The sequence below is a fragment of the Cycloclasticus sp. genome (genome assembly GCF_019090545.1).
GTDB classification, from domain to species: Bacteria; Pseudomonadota; Gammaproteobacteria; order Methylococcales; family Cycloclasticaceae; genus Cycloclasticus; species Cycloclasticus pugetii.
In genome coordinates this window covers 26,057-42,381 of the sequence record NZ_JAHRVT010000008.1, presented here as the reverse complement: position 1 = coordinate 42,381, position 16,325 = coordinate 26,057, and the positions used below count along the sequence as shown (strand labels likewise).

The 16,325-nt window shown below is 42.6% G+C and carries 13 protein-coding genes, 1 tRNA gene and 1 pseudogene; 7 read left to right on the top strand and 8 right to left on the bottom strand.

The annotated features are described in order from the left end of the window. Window positions 1-19: 19 nt before the first annotated feature. The 7 genes from KUG63_RS01545 (at window position 20) to mobA (ending at window position 10,442) form a co-directional block, all read left to right on the top strand. Window positions 20-904, top strand: coding sequence for a polyprenyl synthetase family protein (locus KUG63_RS01545; protein WP_073022925.1), 885 nt, complete (start codon window positions 20-22; stop codon window positions 902-904). A gap of 90 nt (window positions 905-994) precedes the next feature. Continuing rightward, entirely contained in the window at window positions 995-2,866 is a 1,872-nt protein-coding gene (dxs, locus tag KUG63_RS01540; protein WP_287553788.1) for a 1-deoxy-D-xylulose-5-phosphate synthase, read from the top strand. 24 nt (window positions 2,867-2,890) lie between these two features. After that, the gene (gene folE2, locus KUG63_RS01535; RefSeq protein WP_277642005.1) at window positions 2,891-3,673 is read left to right on the top strand and encodes a GTP cyclohydrolase FolE2; all 783 of its coding nucleotides are present in this window, start codon (window positions 2,891-2,893) and stop codon (window positions 3,671-3,673) included. A 19-nt stretch (window positions 3,674-3,692) separates the two neighbouring features. After that, the gene (gene pckA / locus KUG63_RS01530) at window positions 3,693-5,297 is read left to right on the top strand and encodes a phosphoenolpyruvate carboxykinase (ATP) (RefSeq protein ID WP_287553786.1); all 1,605 of its coding nucleotides are present in this window, start codon (window positions 3,693-3,695) and stop codon (window positions 5,295-5,297) included. Between the two features lie 55 nt (window positions 5,298-5,352). After that, window positions 5,353-7,089 carry an NAD(P)H-dependent oxidoreductase subunit E gene (locus KUG63_RS01525; RefSeq protein WP_287553784.1) on the top strand — a complete coding sequence of 579 codons (1,737 nt, stop codon included), beginning with the start codon at window positions 5,353-5,355 and terminating at the stop codon, window positions 7,087-7,089. Beyond that, window positions 7,090-9,804: a formate dehydrogenase subunit alpha gene (fdhF, locus tag KUG63_RS01520; protein ID WP_287553782.1), complete on the top strand. Its 2,715-nt coding sequence runs from the start codon at window positions 7,090-7,092 to the stop codon at window positions 9,802-9,804. Then, window positions 9,804-10,442 (top strand): molybdenum cofactor guanylyltransferase MobA, encoded by a 639-nt coding sequence (gene mobA, locus KUG63_RS01515; protein WP_015006249.1) that lies wholly within the window; start codon window positions 9,804-9,806, stop codon window positions 10,440-10,442. Before fdhF ends, mobA begins: the two co-directional genes overlap by 1 nt. Window positions 10,443-10,444: 2 nt before the next feature. Here the strand turns inward: mobA and KUG63_RS01510 are convergent, their stop codons facing one another. The 8 genes and pseudogenes from KUG63_RS01510 to folP form a co-directional block, all read right to left on the bottom strand. Then, on the bottom strand, window positions 10,445-11,251 hold the full coding sequence (locus KUG63_RS01510; RefSeq protein ID WP_015006250.1) for a formate dehydrogenase accessory sulfurtransferase FdhD: 807 nt from the start codon (window positions 11,249-11,251) through the stop codon (window positions 10,445-10,447). An 86-nt stretch (window positions 11,252-11,337) separates the two neighbouring features. Beyond that, window positions 11,338-12,315 (bottom strand): malate dehydrogenase, encoded by a 978-nt coding sequence (locus KUG63_RS01505; RefSeq protein ID WP_015006251.1) that lies wholly within the window; start codon window positions 12,313-12,315, stop codon window positions 11,338-11,340. A 97-nt stretch (window positions 12,316-12,412) separates the two neighbouring features. Then, complete coding sequence (locus KUG63_RS01500; protein WP_015006252.1) at window positions 12,413-12,733, bottom strand: DUF2818 family protein; 321 nt, start codon at window positions 12,731-12,733, stop codon at window positions 12,413-12,415. Between the two features lie 26 nt (window positions 12,734-12,759). After that, a tRNA-Leu gene (locus KUG63_RS01495) sits at window positions 12,760-12,845 on the bottom strand. 191 nt (window positions 12,846-13,036) lie between these two features. Further along, window positions 13,037-13,256, bottom strand: a pseudogene (gene secG, locus KUG63_RS11865) (preprotein translocase subunit SecG); the annotation flags it as partial. Between the two features lie 68 nt (window positions 13,257-13,324). After that, entirely contained in the window at window positions 13,325-14,071 is a 747-nt protein-coding gene (gene tpiA, locus KUG63_RS01485) for a triose-phosphate isomerase (protein WP_035850512.1), read from the bottom strand. Between the two features lie 92 nt (window positions 14,072-14,163). Further along, window positions 14,164-15,504, bottom strand: coding sequence for a phosphoglucosamine mutase (glmM, locus tag KUG63_RS01480; protein WP_016390058.1), 1,341 nt, complete (start codon window positions 15,502-15,504; stop codon window positions 14,164-14,166). A gap of 7 nt (window positions 15,505-15,511) precedes the next feature. Next, window positions 15,512-16,291, bottom strand: coding sequence for a dihydropteroate synthase (gene folP / locus KUG63_RS01475; protein ID WP_016390057.1), 780 nt, complete (start codon window positions 16,289-16,291; stop codon window positions 15,512-15,514). Window positions 16,292-16,325: the final 34 nt, after the last annotated feature.

Sequence of the window (16,325 nt, the reverse complement as noted above, 5' to 3'; positions counted from 1 at the left end):
ATTTAATTTACCCACAGCCATGACTGCTTTTAAAGACTTCCAAAGCGCCAAAACACAACAAATAGAAACCGCGCTAGCGCGCTATCTTCCCGCGAGTCATATTGAACCCAAGCGATTGCACGAAGCCATGCGTTATTCAACTCTTAATGGTGGCAAACGTATTCGAGCGATGCTCGTCTATGCGACTGGGAACTTACTTGAAACACAACAACCCATATTAGACAGCATAGCTAGCTCAATTGAGCTTATTCACGCTTATTCACTCATTCATGACGACCTTCCATCAATGGACGACGACGATTTACGTCGTGGCAAACCGAGTTGTCATAAAGCCTTTGACGAAGCAACTGCTATTTTAACCGGAGACGCGTTATTAACACTCGCCTTCAACGTGCTGGCAAAGGCGGATTGCAGCAATGAAAAAAAAATAACCTGTATTCAACTGTTATCACAAGCTGCCGGTTCAAGAGGCATGGTCGGCGGCCAAGCCATTGATCTGGCTAATGAAGGAAAGTCCATTTCCATTGCTGAAATTGAAAATATGCACCTACATAAAACAGGGGCCTTGATCTGTAGCTGTATCACTTTAGTCGCAAGTTTAAAGTTTCAAACAACAGATACCCAGTATCGCCACCTAAAACATTATGCAGAATGTATCGGGCTGGCGTTTCAAGTACAAGATGATATTCTTGATGAAACCTCATCCACTTCAACACTCGGCAAAACACAAGGTAAGGACCAGCAAGCTAAGAAGTCCACCTACCCTTCTATTTTAGGCTTAAAGGCTTCGAAACACTTAACCAAAGATTTGCATGACGAGGCTATACAAAGTCTTTCAAATTTTGACCAGCGCGCTAATTACCTTAGGGATATTGCACAGTTCACTATCTCACGAATATCTTAAGCACATGGTCCTTAGACGAGTATTCACTTGCATAGTCTTTGCTTGCAAACGATAATACGCAACCTTAACCTAACGTATTATGAGCATTACGTGACGCCACTGGCAAAATACCCTATTCTCGATAAAGTTGATATACCAAACGACCTTCGTAACCTTACGGAAGAAGAGCTTATTGGTTTGTCACATGAGCTGCGTGAGTTTCTAATTTCCTCCGTCAGTAAATCAGGGGGGCATTTGTCAGCGGGGCTTGGTACCGTTGAACTGACCATAGCTTTACATTATGTTTTTGATACCCCTACCGATAAATTAATTTGGGATGTTGGCCACCAGGCTTACCCACACAAAATTTTAACTGGGCGTAAAGATAAGATTTCAACAATTCGTAAAAAACACGGCGTTACCCCTTTTGTAACACGTGCCGAAAGTGAATACGACGCATTTGGCGTTGGCCACTCGAGTACATCAATCAGTGCCGCTTTAGGTATGGCCATTGCCGCCGCTATAAATAACAATGAAAAACGTACAGTTGCTATTATTGGTGATGGTGGAATAACCGGCGGTATGGCTTTTGAAGCGCTAAATCACGCCGGTGCCTTAGATGCAAATTTACTGGTCATTTTAAACGACAACGACATGTCTATTTCGCCTAATGTCGGTGCGATGAAAAACTATTTAGCTAAAATATTATCCGGAAAACTCTACACAACCGTTAAAAAAGGCAGCAAAAAGGTGATGGCAAATATGCCCAGTGTTTGGGAGTTGGCAAGACGAACTGAAGAACACGTAAAAGGCATGGTTATACCGGGGACATTATTTGAAGAGATGGGCTTCAACTATATTGGACCTATTGATGGTCACGACCTCCCCACTTTAGTTAAAACATTATCCAACCTAAAAGACTTACAAGGCCCACAATTCTTACACATTGTGACCCAAAAAGGTAAGGGCTACTCCCCTGCTGAAGCGGACCCAATTGGATACCACGGCGTTTCAACCTTTGACCCAAGTAAAGAAAAGTTACCAGAAAAGGTACCTAGCTCAGCCACTTACAGTGAAGTTTTTGGCCAATGGCTTTGTGATATGGCTAAAGAAAATGACAAACTCGTTGGCATTACCCCTGCTATGCGTGAAGGCTCTGGCATGGTGACATTTGAACAGCAATACCCGGAGCATTTTTTTGATGTTGGTATAGCTGAACAACACGCTGTTACCTTAGCGGCGGGAATGGCTTGCGAAGGCTTACAGCCTGTTGTTGCTATTTATTCAACGTTTTTACAACGTGGATATGATCAACTTATTCACGACGTTGCCTTGCAAAAACTCCCTGTTCTTTTTGCTATTGACCGTGCAGGCTTAGTTGGCCCTGATGGCCCCACTCATGCTGGTTCGTACGACTTTAGCTACCTGCGCTGCATCCCAAATATGGTTATTATGGCGCCCGCTGACGAAAACGAATGTCGACTTATGTTAACAACAGGGATTCAACATAAAGGCCCAGTTGCAGTACGTTATCCACGTGGTAAAGGTCCTGGGGTCACTATTAGTAATACACTTGATAGCATTCCAATTGGCAAAGCCGTTACTCTAAGGGAAGGCAAAGATATCGCCTTATTAGCATTTGGCTCATCGGTGACACAAGCACTTGAAGTGGCCGAGGAATTTAATGCAACGGTGATCAACATGCGCTTTATAAAACCCTTGGATGAAGACATGATCAAACATATTGCTAGCACTCACAACACGTTGGTGACACTGGAGGAAAATGTTATCAAGGGTGGCGCAGGCAGTGGTGTTAACGAGTTTATTAACCAAGCTTCAATCGATACCAAAGTCTTAAACATTGGCTTGCCAGACCTTAATCTTGAACACGGTTCAAGAGAAGAACTATTGCAAGAAGCAGGTCTCGACACTCAAAGCATAAAAAACTATATAAAAAGCAGTTTAAATAAAAAAAACACCTGATATAACAAAGCTTACTTACTAAATATGACCATCGAAGACGTACAAAACCACCCAGATTCTAGAAATATGCCCATTAATAAAGTCGGCATAAAGGATATCCGCCACCCATTTGTTTTTGTCGATAGGGACGGTCACCAACGAGCAACTGTTGGCACCTTTAACATGTCTGTCAACTTACCTCATCATCAAAAGGGCACTCATATGTCACGTTTTGTGGCCCTTTTGAATGAAGATTGCCAGCAATTATCTATTAAAGGGTTCAGTGCATTATTAGAAAAAATGACCCACACCCTTGAAGCGGAAACAGGTTACCTAACCACAGAGTTCCTATATTTTGTTAACAAGTCTGCCCCTATTACTGGCGTTAAAAGCTTATTAGACTATCAAATAAAGCTTGACGGGTACTGGTCAAAAAGTGATCACAAAATCAAAATTACAGTAGTCATCCCCGTTACCAGCTTATGCCCTTGTTCAAAGAAAATCTCTGAATATGGCGCGCATAACCAGCGTTCTCATATCACCGTTACCGCAAAAATTGGTGATAATATTTGCGCTGAAGACATTATCCAGCTGGTTGAAAAGCAGGCATCGAGTGAACTTTTCAGCCTATTAAAAAGGCCTGATGAAAAATACGTAACAGAGCTCGCCTACGACAACCCTAAATTCGTAGAAGATGTCGTAAGGGATATTGCTAGTGCACTTAACGATGACCAGCGAATTTTAGCTTATACCCTAGAAGCTGAAAACTTTGAATCCATACACAATCATTCTGCCTACGCAGTAATCGAAAACAACAAATTAACTTAATAATACCGGAGCTCCAACAATGTCTAACACCATAGACCTCACCCAATACGGGATAACCAACCCTAGCGAAGTTATCTACAACCCTTCTTTCGACCTTTTATTTGAAGAAGAAACTCGAGACGATCTAACAGGCTATGAAAAGGGAACTGTAACTAACTTAGGTGCTGTTGCAGTCGATACCGGTATTTTCACTGGACGCTCACCAAAAGATAAATACATCGTGATGAATGACGTATCACGTGATACCGTTTGGTGGTCTACCCAAGGCAAAAATGATAATAAACCCTTATCAGAAGAAAACTGGGGACACCTTAAAAATATTGTCACTAAACAATTATCTGGTCAGCGATTATTTGTTGTGGACACCTACTGTGGTGCCAATAAAGATACCCGTTTGGCGGTACGCTTTATTGTTGAAGTCGCTTGGCAGGCACATTTTGTAAAAAATATGTTTATTCGCCCAACAGAAGAAGAATTGGTTGATTTTGAACCAGACTTCGTTGTTTTAAATGGTGCCAAAACAAATAACCCCGATTGGCAGGAGCACGGCCTTAACTCAGAAAACTTCATTGCTTTCAACCTAACCGAAAAAATGCAGCTTATCGGTGGCACTTGGTATGGTGGTGAAATGAAAAAGGGCATGTTCAGCATGATGAACTACCTGCTTCCACTGCGCGGTATAGCCTCAATGCATTGCTCTGCCAATGTTGGTAAAGATGGCGATGTTGCAGTGTTCTTCGGTTTGTCTGGAACAGGCAAAACAACACTATCCACCGATAAAGACCGTCAATTGATTGGTGATGATGAACATGGCTGGGATGATGATGGCGTGTTTAATTTTGAAGGTGGCTGCTATGCTAAAGTTATCAATTTAAGCGAAGAAGACGAACCTGAAATTTATGGTGCTATTCGTCGCGATGCTCTTTTAGAAAACGTTACTTTATCTGAAGATAACGTCATTCAATTTGCTGATAATTCTAAAACCGAAAACACGCGTGTTTCTTACCCAATTGATCATATTGACAATATTGTTAAGCCAGTTTCAAAAGGTGGCCATGCTAAAAAGGTTATTTTTTTAACCGCCGATGCGTTTGGCGTAACACCGCCGGTCTCAAAATTAACAGCCGCGCAAACTAAATATTATTTCCTATCTGGCTTTACTGCAAAGCTAGCCGGTACTGAACGAGGCATTACAGCGCCAACACCAACATTCTCAGCGGCCTTCGGTGCAGCATTTTTATCATTACACCCCACCAAATACGCACAGGAATTAGTGAAACGTATGGAGGCTGTTAATGCCGAAGCCTACCTGGTTAATACTGGATGGAACGGCACGGGAAAACGAATTTCAATTAAAGATACCCGCGCTATCATTAATGCAATCCTTGATGGTTCAATTGAAGAAGCAGAAACAACACATATTCCCTACTTCAATTTAGAAATACCAACCGAGTTACCAGGCGTTAACACGGACATTCTTGACCCACGAAACACCTATGAAAATGAAGCTGATTGGGAAAAACGCGCCCATGAGCTTGCTCACTTATTTGAACTTAATTTCGAAAAGTACACAGATAACGAAGAAGGAAAATCTCTCGTAGCTGCTGGGCCGCAACTAAAATAATAACGTCAATCATAAACGTTAACCTCAAAGGCCATGCTCTTGCATGGCCTTTTTTGTGGTATCTTTGATAGCTACGTCACCACTGATCTCATCATTATTTATGCCCAATGATCCAAGCCATATCGTCAGACCTGGTAATAAAAAAAAGCGTAAAGGGAAATTTACTGAGAAAGGACGTCAACTCGATGCCAACGCTCAACAAGCGATAAAGCAATTACTTGCTAACAAACCACATCGAAAAGACCTTCTTATCGAGTACTTACACCTTATACAAGATACTTGGTCCTATATCAGCGAACAGCACTTAATGGCCTTGGCAGATATACTAAAATTACCTCAAGCGGCGGTCTATGAAGTTGCCACTTTTTATCATCATTTTGATGTCATCAAAGAAAATGAGGCTGCACCACCACCTATCACAATTCGTGTTTGTCAGTCCTTAAGCTGCTGTCTGGCCGGTGCTGATAATTTAATACTAGAATTAAACAAGCAAAACCCAGAAAACATTCGAATAACATCCGCCCCATGCATGGGTTTATGCAACCAAGCACCCGCTGCTGCTGTCGGCAAAAATTATCTCGGTCAGGTAACCTCCAGCTCGCTCCTGTACGCTGCACAGAACAACCTGACACAGGCCAATGTGCCTACATACCAACGTTATGAACAATACATAAACGCAAACGGGTATCAATTACTCGCATCGCTGAGCAAACAAACTCTCAGCGTCACTGACGCTATTAACGAAATTGAAAAAAGCAATTTAAAAGGTTTAGGTGGGGCGGGGTTTCCTACTGCCAGTAAATTACGTCTTGTAAAAGCCGAGCCCGCTCCTAAGTATTTTTGTGTAAATGCCGATGAAGGCGAACCCGGCACATTTAAAGACAGACATTACTTGTCCACCGCGCCACATCAATTTTTAGAAGGCCTGCTCATCGCAGCATATATTATTGATGCTAATAAAATCTTTATTTATTTGCGCGACGAATACCCTGCTATCCATCAATTATTGCACAACGAAATTCAACTCCTCGTTAATCATAAGATCATTAAAGAAGATTATATCGAGATTAGGCGCGGCGCTGGCGCCTACATTTGCGGCGAAGAATCTGCAATGATTGAATCAATTGAAGGTAAACGTGGCATTCCCCGCCAACGCCCGCCTTATGTTGCTCATCACGGTTTATTTGGTCGGCCGACCTTAGTACAAAACGTTGAAACCTTGTACTGGATTCCCACAATTTTAACTGATGGCGGTGAGCACTTTGCACAACAAGGTAAAAATGGGGCCAGTGGCTTGCGCACATTTTCAGTATCAGGTCGTATCAACAAACCCGGTGTCATTGTTGCCCCCGCTGGCAGCAATATTCGCGAATTAATTCATTTAGCAGGCGGTATGCTTAAGGGACATTCATTTAAAGCTTACCTACCGGGCGGTGCCTCTGGTGGTATCTTGCCTTCATCCTTAGACAATATTCCGTTAGATTTTGGCAGCTTAACAGAGTACGGCTGCTTTATAGGTTCGCATGCCATTATTGTTTTATCAGACAAGGATAGCATCAAGGCAACGAGTCAAAACCTACTTGCATTTTTTAATGATGAAAGTTGCGGTCAATGCAGCCCCTGTAGAGTTGGCTGTGAAAAGGCCAGCTCCTTGTTATCCGAACAGCAGTGGAATAAACCACTATTAAAAGAGTTATGTACAACAATGGCTGACGCATCAATCTGCGGACTAGGCCAAGCCGCTCCAAACCCAATTTTATCGAGCATTAAATATTTCAGCGATGAGGTCTAAATGAGCAATTTAGTTTCATTTTTAATAGATGGAAAAAAGGTTTCTGCTGAACCTGAAGAATCAATTTGGCAAGTCGCTAAACGACTCGGCACCACTATTCCGCATTTATGTTTTAACAATAAGCCCGGTTACCGCTCCGATGGCAACTGCCGGGCCTGCATGGTTGAAATTGACGGCGAACGCACACTCGCCGCTTCGTGTTGCAGACACCCCAGCGATGATATGGTCGTTCACACACAGAGTAAACGCGCCACAGCAGCTCGTCGGCTTGTCATCGAATTATTAAGTACCGATGTAAATCAGCAGACGATTGCGGGATCAACTTTCGATAATTTGGTGCAATCCATGGAGATTGGGCCTTCACGATTTCCAAAAAAAGTAACTAACACCCCCGACTTATCTCACCCAGCCATCTCTGTAAAGCTTGATGCCTGTATTCATTGTACGTTGTGCGTTCGTGCCTGCCGAGAAATTCAAGTTAATGGTGTGATTGGTCTAGCTGAGCGAGGTCATGATGAAAAAATAATTTTTGATTTTGACGACCCAATGGGGCAATCCACCTGCGTTGCTTGTGGTGAGTGCGTTCAAGCCTGCCCAACTAATGCACTCTCACCTGCTTCAGCCAAAGTCACTAAGACAGACAAACAAGTACAATCCGTTTGCCCCTATTGCGGTGTAGGTTGCCAAGTTAGCTTAAAGGTTAACGATAACAAAATCTGCTCTGTCGAAGGTGCTAATGGCCCCTCTAACCAAGGCCGCTTATGCGTAAAAGGCCGCTTTGGTTTTGATTACATTACATCTGAGCAGCGACTTACCGAACCGCTAATCAGAAAAGAGGGTATCGAAAAAGGCGTTAATATCGACCCAGCTAACCCCTATTCGCATTTTAGAAAAGCCTCTTGGGAAGAAGCACTTAATCTTGCTGCGAAAGGTTTTTCAGACACTAAACAACAGCATGGTGCTGATTCTCTGGCTGGCTTTGGCTCTGCAAAGTGCTCTAATGAAGAAGCTTATATTTTCCAAAAACTAATTCGAGCCGGCTTTGGCACTAATAACGTCGATCACTGCACACGTTTATGTCATGCTTCCTCCGTTGCCGCACTCATGGAAACAATTGGTTCAGGGGCCGTTACCGCACCATTTATGGCAGTTGAAGACAGCGATTTGATCATCGTTATTGGCGCGAATCCAAGTGAAAACCACCCCGTTGCAGCAACCTTTTTTAAACAAGCTGTCGAGCGCGGTACCGAATTGGTTGTGATGGATCCTAGGGCTCAAGCGTTAAAACAACAAGCAACGCATATGCTACAGTTTACACCGAGCACAGATGTTGCCTTACTGAACGCCATCATGCACGTGATTGTTGATGAAAAACTTTATAATCAACATTATATTGATCAACACACCTCTGGTTTTAAGCTGTTTGCTACACACCTTAAAGACTATGCGCCTGAAAAAATGCAGAGTATTTGCGGTGTAACTGCCGACACCATCAAAACAGTTGCAAGGAAATATGCAACCGCCAAATCTGCCATTATTTTTTGGGGTATGGGTATCTCACAGCATACACACGGAACAGACAATGCGCGTTGCCTTATTTCATTAGCCTTAATGTGTGGTCATATAGGACGCCCCGGCACAGGCCTCCACCCTCTACGCGGCCAGAATAATGTTCAAGGCGCCTCGGATGCTGCTTTAATCCCAATGTTTTACCCCGACTACAAGCCAATAAGTGACTGTGAAACACAAACCTTTTTTGAATCCCTATGGGACACACCCTTGAACCCCAAAGAAGGCTTAACAGTCGTTGAAATTATGCATGCGATACATCGCAACAGCATTAAGTCCATGTACATCATGGGGGAAAATCCCGCCATGTCAGACCCTAATTTAAACCATGCCCGTGCAGCACTGGCTAAATTAGAGCACCTTGTTGTACAAGATATTTTTCTAACCGAAACAGCTATGTTTGCAGACGTTGTTTTACCTGCTACCGCCTGGCCGGAAAAAAATGGTACTGTAACAAACTCAAACAGACAGGTACAAATGGGGCGACAAGCTGTTGAACCACCAGGCAATGCAAAAGCTGACTGGTGGATTACACATCAGATCGCTCAGCGTTTAGGTTTAGAGTGGCCCTATTCAACACCAAAAGATATCTATCAAGAAATGCTGTTAGCCATGCCCTCATTAGCTAACATCAGCTGGGAACGTCTTGAGCAAGAGCATTCCGTCACCTACCCTTGCCCGTCCCCTAAGGAAGCTGGTCACGATATCGTTTTTGCCGATGGTTTCCCCACTGAAGACGGACGCGGAAAATTTATCCCTGCAAGCTTTTTGCCGGCTAATGACAAATTAGACACCGAATACGACTTTATTCTGACAACAGGCAGACTACTAGAACATTGGCACACTGGCGCAATAACTCGACGCAGTGAAGTACTCAACACACTCGAACCAGAAGCTTTTGTTGAAATGAGCCCCACCGATTGTTCAGCGCTTAAGGTACAAGCAGGCGACATGGTTTGCGTTTCAAGCCGCCGAGGATCTATTAACATCAAGGTTCGTGTTGACCATAAAGTACAAACTGGCCTCATATTCATCCCCTTTGCTTACGTCGAAGCAGCGGCTAATTTATTAACCAGTCATGATCTTGATCCCTTTGGAAAAATACCTGAATACAAGTTCTCAGCTGTCAAAGTAGAGCCAATTTAATGCCCAGCAACTCAAATAAAATTATCGGCGTCATCCTATCAGGTGGTCTCTCGAGAAGGATGAACAACCAAGACAAGGGCTTCATTCAACTCGCTCATAAGCCTCTTTTTGAACACGTATTAGAGCGATTGTCTCCTCAATGCGACTCAATTATTATTAGTAGCAACAAGGAGAGCCAGCAACTGTCTTCTTATGACTTACCTATTATTAAAGATTCATTAGAAGGGTTCTTAGGACCTTTAGCCGGGCTTTTAGCCTGCATGCAGTGGGTAAGAAAGCATCAACCCGGTGTACAATGGATTGCCTCTGTGCCCGTTGATACGCCTTTTATACCCCAAAATTTAGTCTCCAGGCTTTGTCAATCAATGCTTGAAAACACCGCCGATATTGCCTGCGCTACTTCAAATGGTCGCACACACCCCGTTATTGCCTTATGGCCAATTAGGCTACTTGATGACCTGGAAGCTGCACTAAGCAAGGAGAATATACGTAAAATTGATTTATGGACATCTCGCTACAAAGTCTCCCTCCCAGACTTCAGTGATAGCTTGCTTGACCCTTTCTATAACATTAATTGTCATGAGGATTTAGTGCACGCCGAAGCGTTGCTACGTAAGCCGAATGAAAATACAGCCTAAACTTAAGCTGTTACATCAAACACTATCTGCTCGGCCCCATTCAAAACTTGAAAATGTTGCCCTTTTGCTCGCGAAATTAATGTTACACCAAACTCACAGGCAAGCTCAAACCCCATCTTAGTGGCCCCAGAACGAGACAATAATATAGGCACACCCATTTGCGCGACCTTGATAACCATTTCAGAGGTTAAACGCCCTGTTGTGTAGAAAACACAGTCATCACCTTTAATACCCTTCAACCACATATGGCCAGCAATTGTATCAACGGCATTATGACGCCCCACATCTTCAACAAAGAACAATACCTCCTTACCTTTACAAAGCGCACAACCATGAACAGCACCCGCCTTTTTATAGACTTGGTTACGTTGCCCAAAATGATTAAGCAAATAATACAATACAGATTGTTCAATACTACGTTTGGCTAACACCTGCTCCTTTAAACTCTCAACAACATTACCAAACATCGTGCCTTGTCCACACCCTGAAGTAATTGTTCGACGTGCTTTTAATTTCTCAATATTAGGGTTCTTTTTACTCGATACAATCACTGCAGCATTGGTTTGCCAATCAACTTGAAGTACCTTTATATCTCCGATAGTCTCAAAGAAGGTTTGATTTTTAAGGTAACCCAACACCAACAATTCAGGAAAAGACCCCATCGTCATTAAGGTTACTATTTCTTTTTTATCGATATAGATGGTTAGCGCACGTTCTTCAACCAATTCAATTTCAATCGACTGCCCCTTCTCGTTGACGGCAAAAACACAAGATGAATCCTTAATTTTTGACGCTGTCATCTCGATCATTATGTTTTCTCTTTTAGAATTACCCCCTTATAACACGCAAAAAAAAAGCCATGCAAATGCATGGCCTTTTTAAACGCATAGAACAATTAAAGCAGGTGCTTTACACCATCACGTTCTTCTTTAAGCTCATTTTCCGTTGCGATCATTCTTTCACGACTGAAATCATTAATTTCAAGACCTTGAACGATTGAATAGTCACCGTCTTTAACAGTCACAGGGAATGAGTAAATTAAACCTTCTTCAATACCATAGCTTCCATCACTTGGAATTCCCATACTCACCCAATCGCCGTCTGCTGTTCCTTGCACCCAAGTACGCATATGGTCTAATGCAGAACTGGCAGCAGACGCTGCGCTTGACAAGCCACGTGCTTTAATAATGGCAGCGCCACGTTGTTGAACAGCAGGAATAAAGTCATCGGCATACCAGCTTGCATCGACCTTAGATAACGCATCTTCACCGTTGATTAAGCAATTGTGAAGGTCTGGGTATTGTGTTGCTGAGTGGTTGCCCCAGATTGTCATCTTAGTAACGTCCGTATTATGATTACCCGTTTTTTCGGCCAATAAGCTCATCGCACGATTATGGTCTAAACGTGTCATTGCTGTGAAGTTACGTGGGTCAAGGTCTGGTGCATTATTCATCGCAATCAATGCATTTGTATTTGCAGGGTTACCCACCACTAATACACGAACATCACGTTTAGCAACTTTATTTAAGGCTTTACCTTGTACCGAAAAGATGGCCGCATTTGCTTCCAACAAGTCTTTACGTTCCATACCAGGACCACGTGGACGAGCACCCACTAAGAATGCAAAATCGATATCTTTAAAGGCAACTTCAGCATCATCAGACATTGAAACACTTTGTAATAAAGGAAATGCACAATCGTTCAATTCCATAACCGCACCCTCAAGCGCACCTAAAGCAGGTGTGATTTCTAATAGGTGTAAACAAATTGGCTGATCTGGGCCTAAAAAGTCGCCAGATGCTATACGAAATAATAATGAGTACGAAATTTGACCAGCGGCGCCGGTAACGGCTACATGAACAGGTGCTTTCATTTCTAACAATCTCCTTAATAAAAAAGATGAATTATAGCTGATATTCGACTTTTTTTACTTAAAAACCATCATTCCTTATTAGCTAGGCGGTATTAAGCTATTCTTTTTCTCGAGATTTAAGAATTTTTTTTAAATCGTAATGATAGATAAAGCTCGGCAAAGCAAAGACAACAAATAAACATATTGTAACCACGTAGAACTCCCAGTTCTGCGCAGTATTTGTTCCCATTATTTTGTATTCCAAAGCAAAGCCAACACTGAACGTCAGCACATACCAACATAGCCATTCAAACCAGCGAAACCAGCCTGATTTATGCGCGATTTGTCTAATACAAAAAAGTTTATCGCTTAACCATGGCAAATTAGCCATAAGAATCGAAAAAATCAGAAAGATAACAATTGTTAATTGATTACTCATCAATGAATTTTAATGCTTATAATTATTGGTGCCGAGAGCGGGATTTGAACCCGCACGTCCATAGGACACTACCCCCTCAAGATAGCGTGTCTACCAATTCCACCACCTCGGCAAATCCATTCAGTTAATCAGGAATGGGCAGGTCATCAGCGGGCTTCATACCATTTTGCTTAGCCAGCCCATCTGTTGGTTCCACAAGGTTGTTGATTAAGTCCGCAGGCGTAGCTTCTGTTGATTTTGCTGGTTGTGAAACCGTCAAGCCATCAATAATATCTTCAGGTGCTGCTCTATTGCCTCCTAGATAAGCAAGCGCTAGACTTGTTGAAAAAAACAATGCGGCCAAAATAGCTGTCGAACGACTTAAAAAAGAGCCGGAACCTTTAGCACCAAATACCGTACCGGATGCACCACTGCCAAATGCTGCGCCAGCATCAGCGCCTTTACCATGCTGAATCAAAATCAACCCTATCATCAATGCTGCAATAACCACATGCACTGATAAAACTATTCCAAACACACTCATTCTCTTATCCTTCTATACCTAAACGGTATGAGTTTTATTACGGCAGAACTTACCCACCAAGTTTATTTTTACGCTTTTTGGCAAATTGAAACAAACGCTTTTGCATCCAAGGATGCGCCACCTATCAAACCACCATCAATATCTTTTTGTCCAAACAATGACAATGCATTATCTGGTTTTACACTTCCGCCATATAAAATGCGAAGCATGTTAGCTGCATTTATATCTCTCTCGCTAACCAATGCTCTTATAAAAGCATGCACCTTTTGAGCCTCGTCAGGGGAGGCCGTTAACCCCGTTCCAATGGCCCAAACGGGTTCATAAGCCAGAACCAATTGCGTCAAATCTACAGCGCTATTATTTAATAACGCCTCAACCTGATCTTTAATTACATCAAATGTAGCACCAGACTTGTATTCTTCCTGTGTTTCACCAACACAATAAACAGGAGTAACGCCAGTCATTTGGGCTGCCAGCACTTTCTTAACCAGCTGCGCATTTGCTTCATTAAATAGTGTTCGCCTTTCTGAGTGACCTATTAGTACCCAGCTACAGCCAACATCTTCCAACATATGCGCCGACACTTCACCGGTATATGCCCCAGACTGATACTCTGAAACAGTTTGAGCACCTATGGTTATAACTGTCGGTTTAGTTATTTCTTGTGCAGCCGTTATATAGACGAAAGGCACGCAGACTCCTATATCACACGTTATTTTATCATCAATTGTCGTTTCAATTGCACGTAAAATTTCACTTGTTGAGTCAAGTGAACCATTCATCTTCCAGTTTCCAATAACCAGTGATCGACGCATCAAACTTCTTACCTTAAAAAACGAGCAAGGTTAGCGGCTATTCAGCAATAAATCAATCTTAATTAAGCGAGCACTCATGCCCAATTCACCCCTTAAGCGTCAAGTAGGCTTTCAACTGTTTTACTAAGGTCCATCGCCAGTTTTTCCACTAACTTCACATCTTCGCCTTCAACCATTACCCTAACTAATGGTTCTGTGCCAGAAGGCCTTAACAATACTCTTCCTGCGCCTTTTAAAACCTTCTCGATAGAAGCAACGGCTTTATTAATATCATCCGTCATCGCAAACTTTTTAGCACCACTTAGCTTCACATTAATCATACATTGAGGATACTTTTGAATATCACTTTTTAGTTCATTCAAAGAGGTGCTCTCGCGCATCATAATCTCAATCACTTGTAGAGCTGAAATAATTCCATCACCTGTTGTCGTTCTATCAGCACAAATTATATGCCCAGACCCTTCACCACCCAAGATTGACTCTGATTCGTTCATCAACTGAATAACATGCCGATCTCCTACTGCTGAGCGTAATAAGTCAATACCTAATCTATTGAGTGCATGCTCAACGCCTAGATTAGTCATCAATGTTCCTACAACAGATGAACCTGAATAACCATTTGATTGACGACCTTTGGCTAAAATATACAAAATATCATCACCATCCAACACTTCGCCTAAGTGGTCAACCATGATTAATCGATCGCCATCGCCATCTAATGCCACACCAAAGTCAGCATTATTGGATAAAACCGCCTCGGTTAACGCCTGAGGGTTAGTTGCTCCACAACCATCATTAATATTAATGCCGTTTGGCTCAGCACCTATTTTAATCACCTCCGCACCTAATTCACTAAACACATAAGGAGCAATATGATAGGTAGAGCCGTGTGCGCAATCGACAACCATTTTTAAAGAAGATAAGTCGATCATTGAAGAAATCGTGCTTTTACAAAACTCTATGTATCGACCCGCCGCATCATTAATACGGTTAGCTTTACCTAACCGAGACGATTCCACAACGATGAGTGGCTCGTCCATTTTTTGTTCTATCGCTTGCTCTATCTCATCGGCAAGCTTTTCACCTTCACTAGAAAAAAACTTTATACCATTATCATAATGAGGGTTATGTGAAGCACTAATGACTATTCCTGCATTGGCACGGAGCGTTCTCGTTAAATATGCAATTCCTGGGGTTGGCATAGGGCCTAATAACTGAACATTTGCGCCTGCTGCAACTAAACCAGCCTCTAATGCTGATTCAAACATATAACCGGAAATACGAGTATCTTTGCCAATTACAATTTTACAATGCCCTTGTTGCTCGAACACTCTCCCGGTCGCCCAACCCAGCTTTAAAATAAATTCGGGAGTAATGACCCCTTCCCCAACTAAGCCTCTAATACCATCGGTACCAAAATATTTTCTTGTCATAGTTTCCTCATTTGGCAGCCTGAACAGCCATATAGACTTTTAACGCATCAGCTGTTTCAGCAACATCATGCACACGAACAATAGACGCACCATTAGCCACTGCTAACAACGCGGCACTAACACTGCCAATTAATCTCTCATCGACTTTTTTATCTAATAACTGACCAAACATTGATTTTCTTGATAGGCCAGCCAATATTGGGCAGCCATGGCTCTCAAACTCTTTTAGTTTCGCCAATAATGTCAGGTTATGTTGTAAGGTTTTACCAAAGCCAAACCCTGGGTCTAATATAATCTTCCCTTTAGCAATACCGACTTGCTCACAGGCCGCTATACGCTGAGCAAAAAAATCATTCAGCTCTTCAACCACATTAAGGTAATATGGTTGATCTTGCATCGTGGTAGGGTCTGCTTGCATATGCATTAAACAGACAGGCACTCCTAAAGAAGCCGCCATATCCAGTGAACCCGGTCTCTGTAAGGCATACACATCATTGATAAAGTCCGCTCCGGCCTCTATGGCAGCCTTCATAACATCAGCTTTGCTGGTATCAATTGAAATGGCAATATCCGATTTAAGTCGAATCCCTTCAATAACAGGAACCACCCTTAGGATTTCCTCGTGTGTAGAAACAGGTAATGCATTAGGCCGTGTAGATTCACCGCCAATATCAATAATTGTGGCGCCTTGCTCAGCCATCTTCAAGGCATGTTGCACCGCTGATTCTATCTGTGTAAAAGAACCTCCGTCAGAAAAAGAATCCGGCGTAATATTAAGAACCCCCATAATTTGGGGGCTCTTTAGATCAAATATTTGGTCA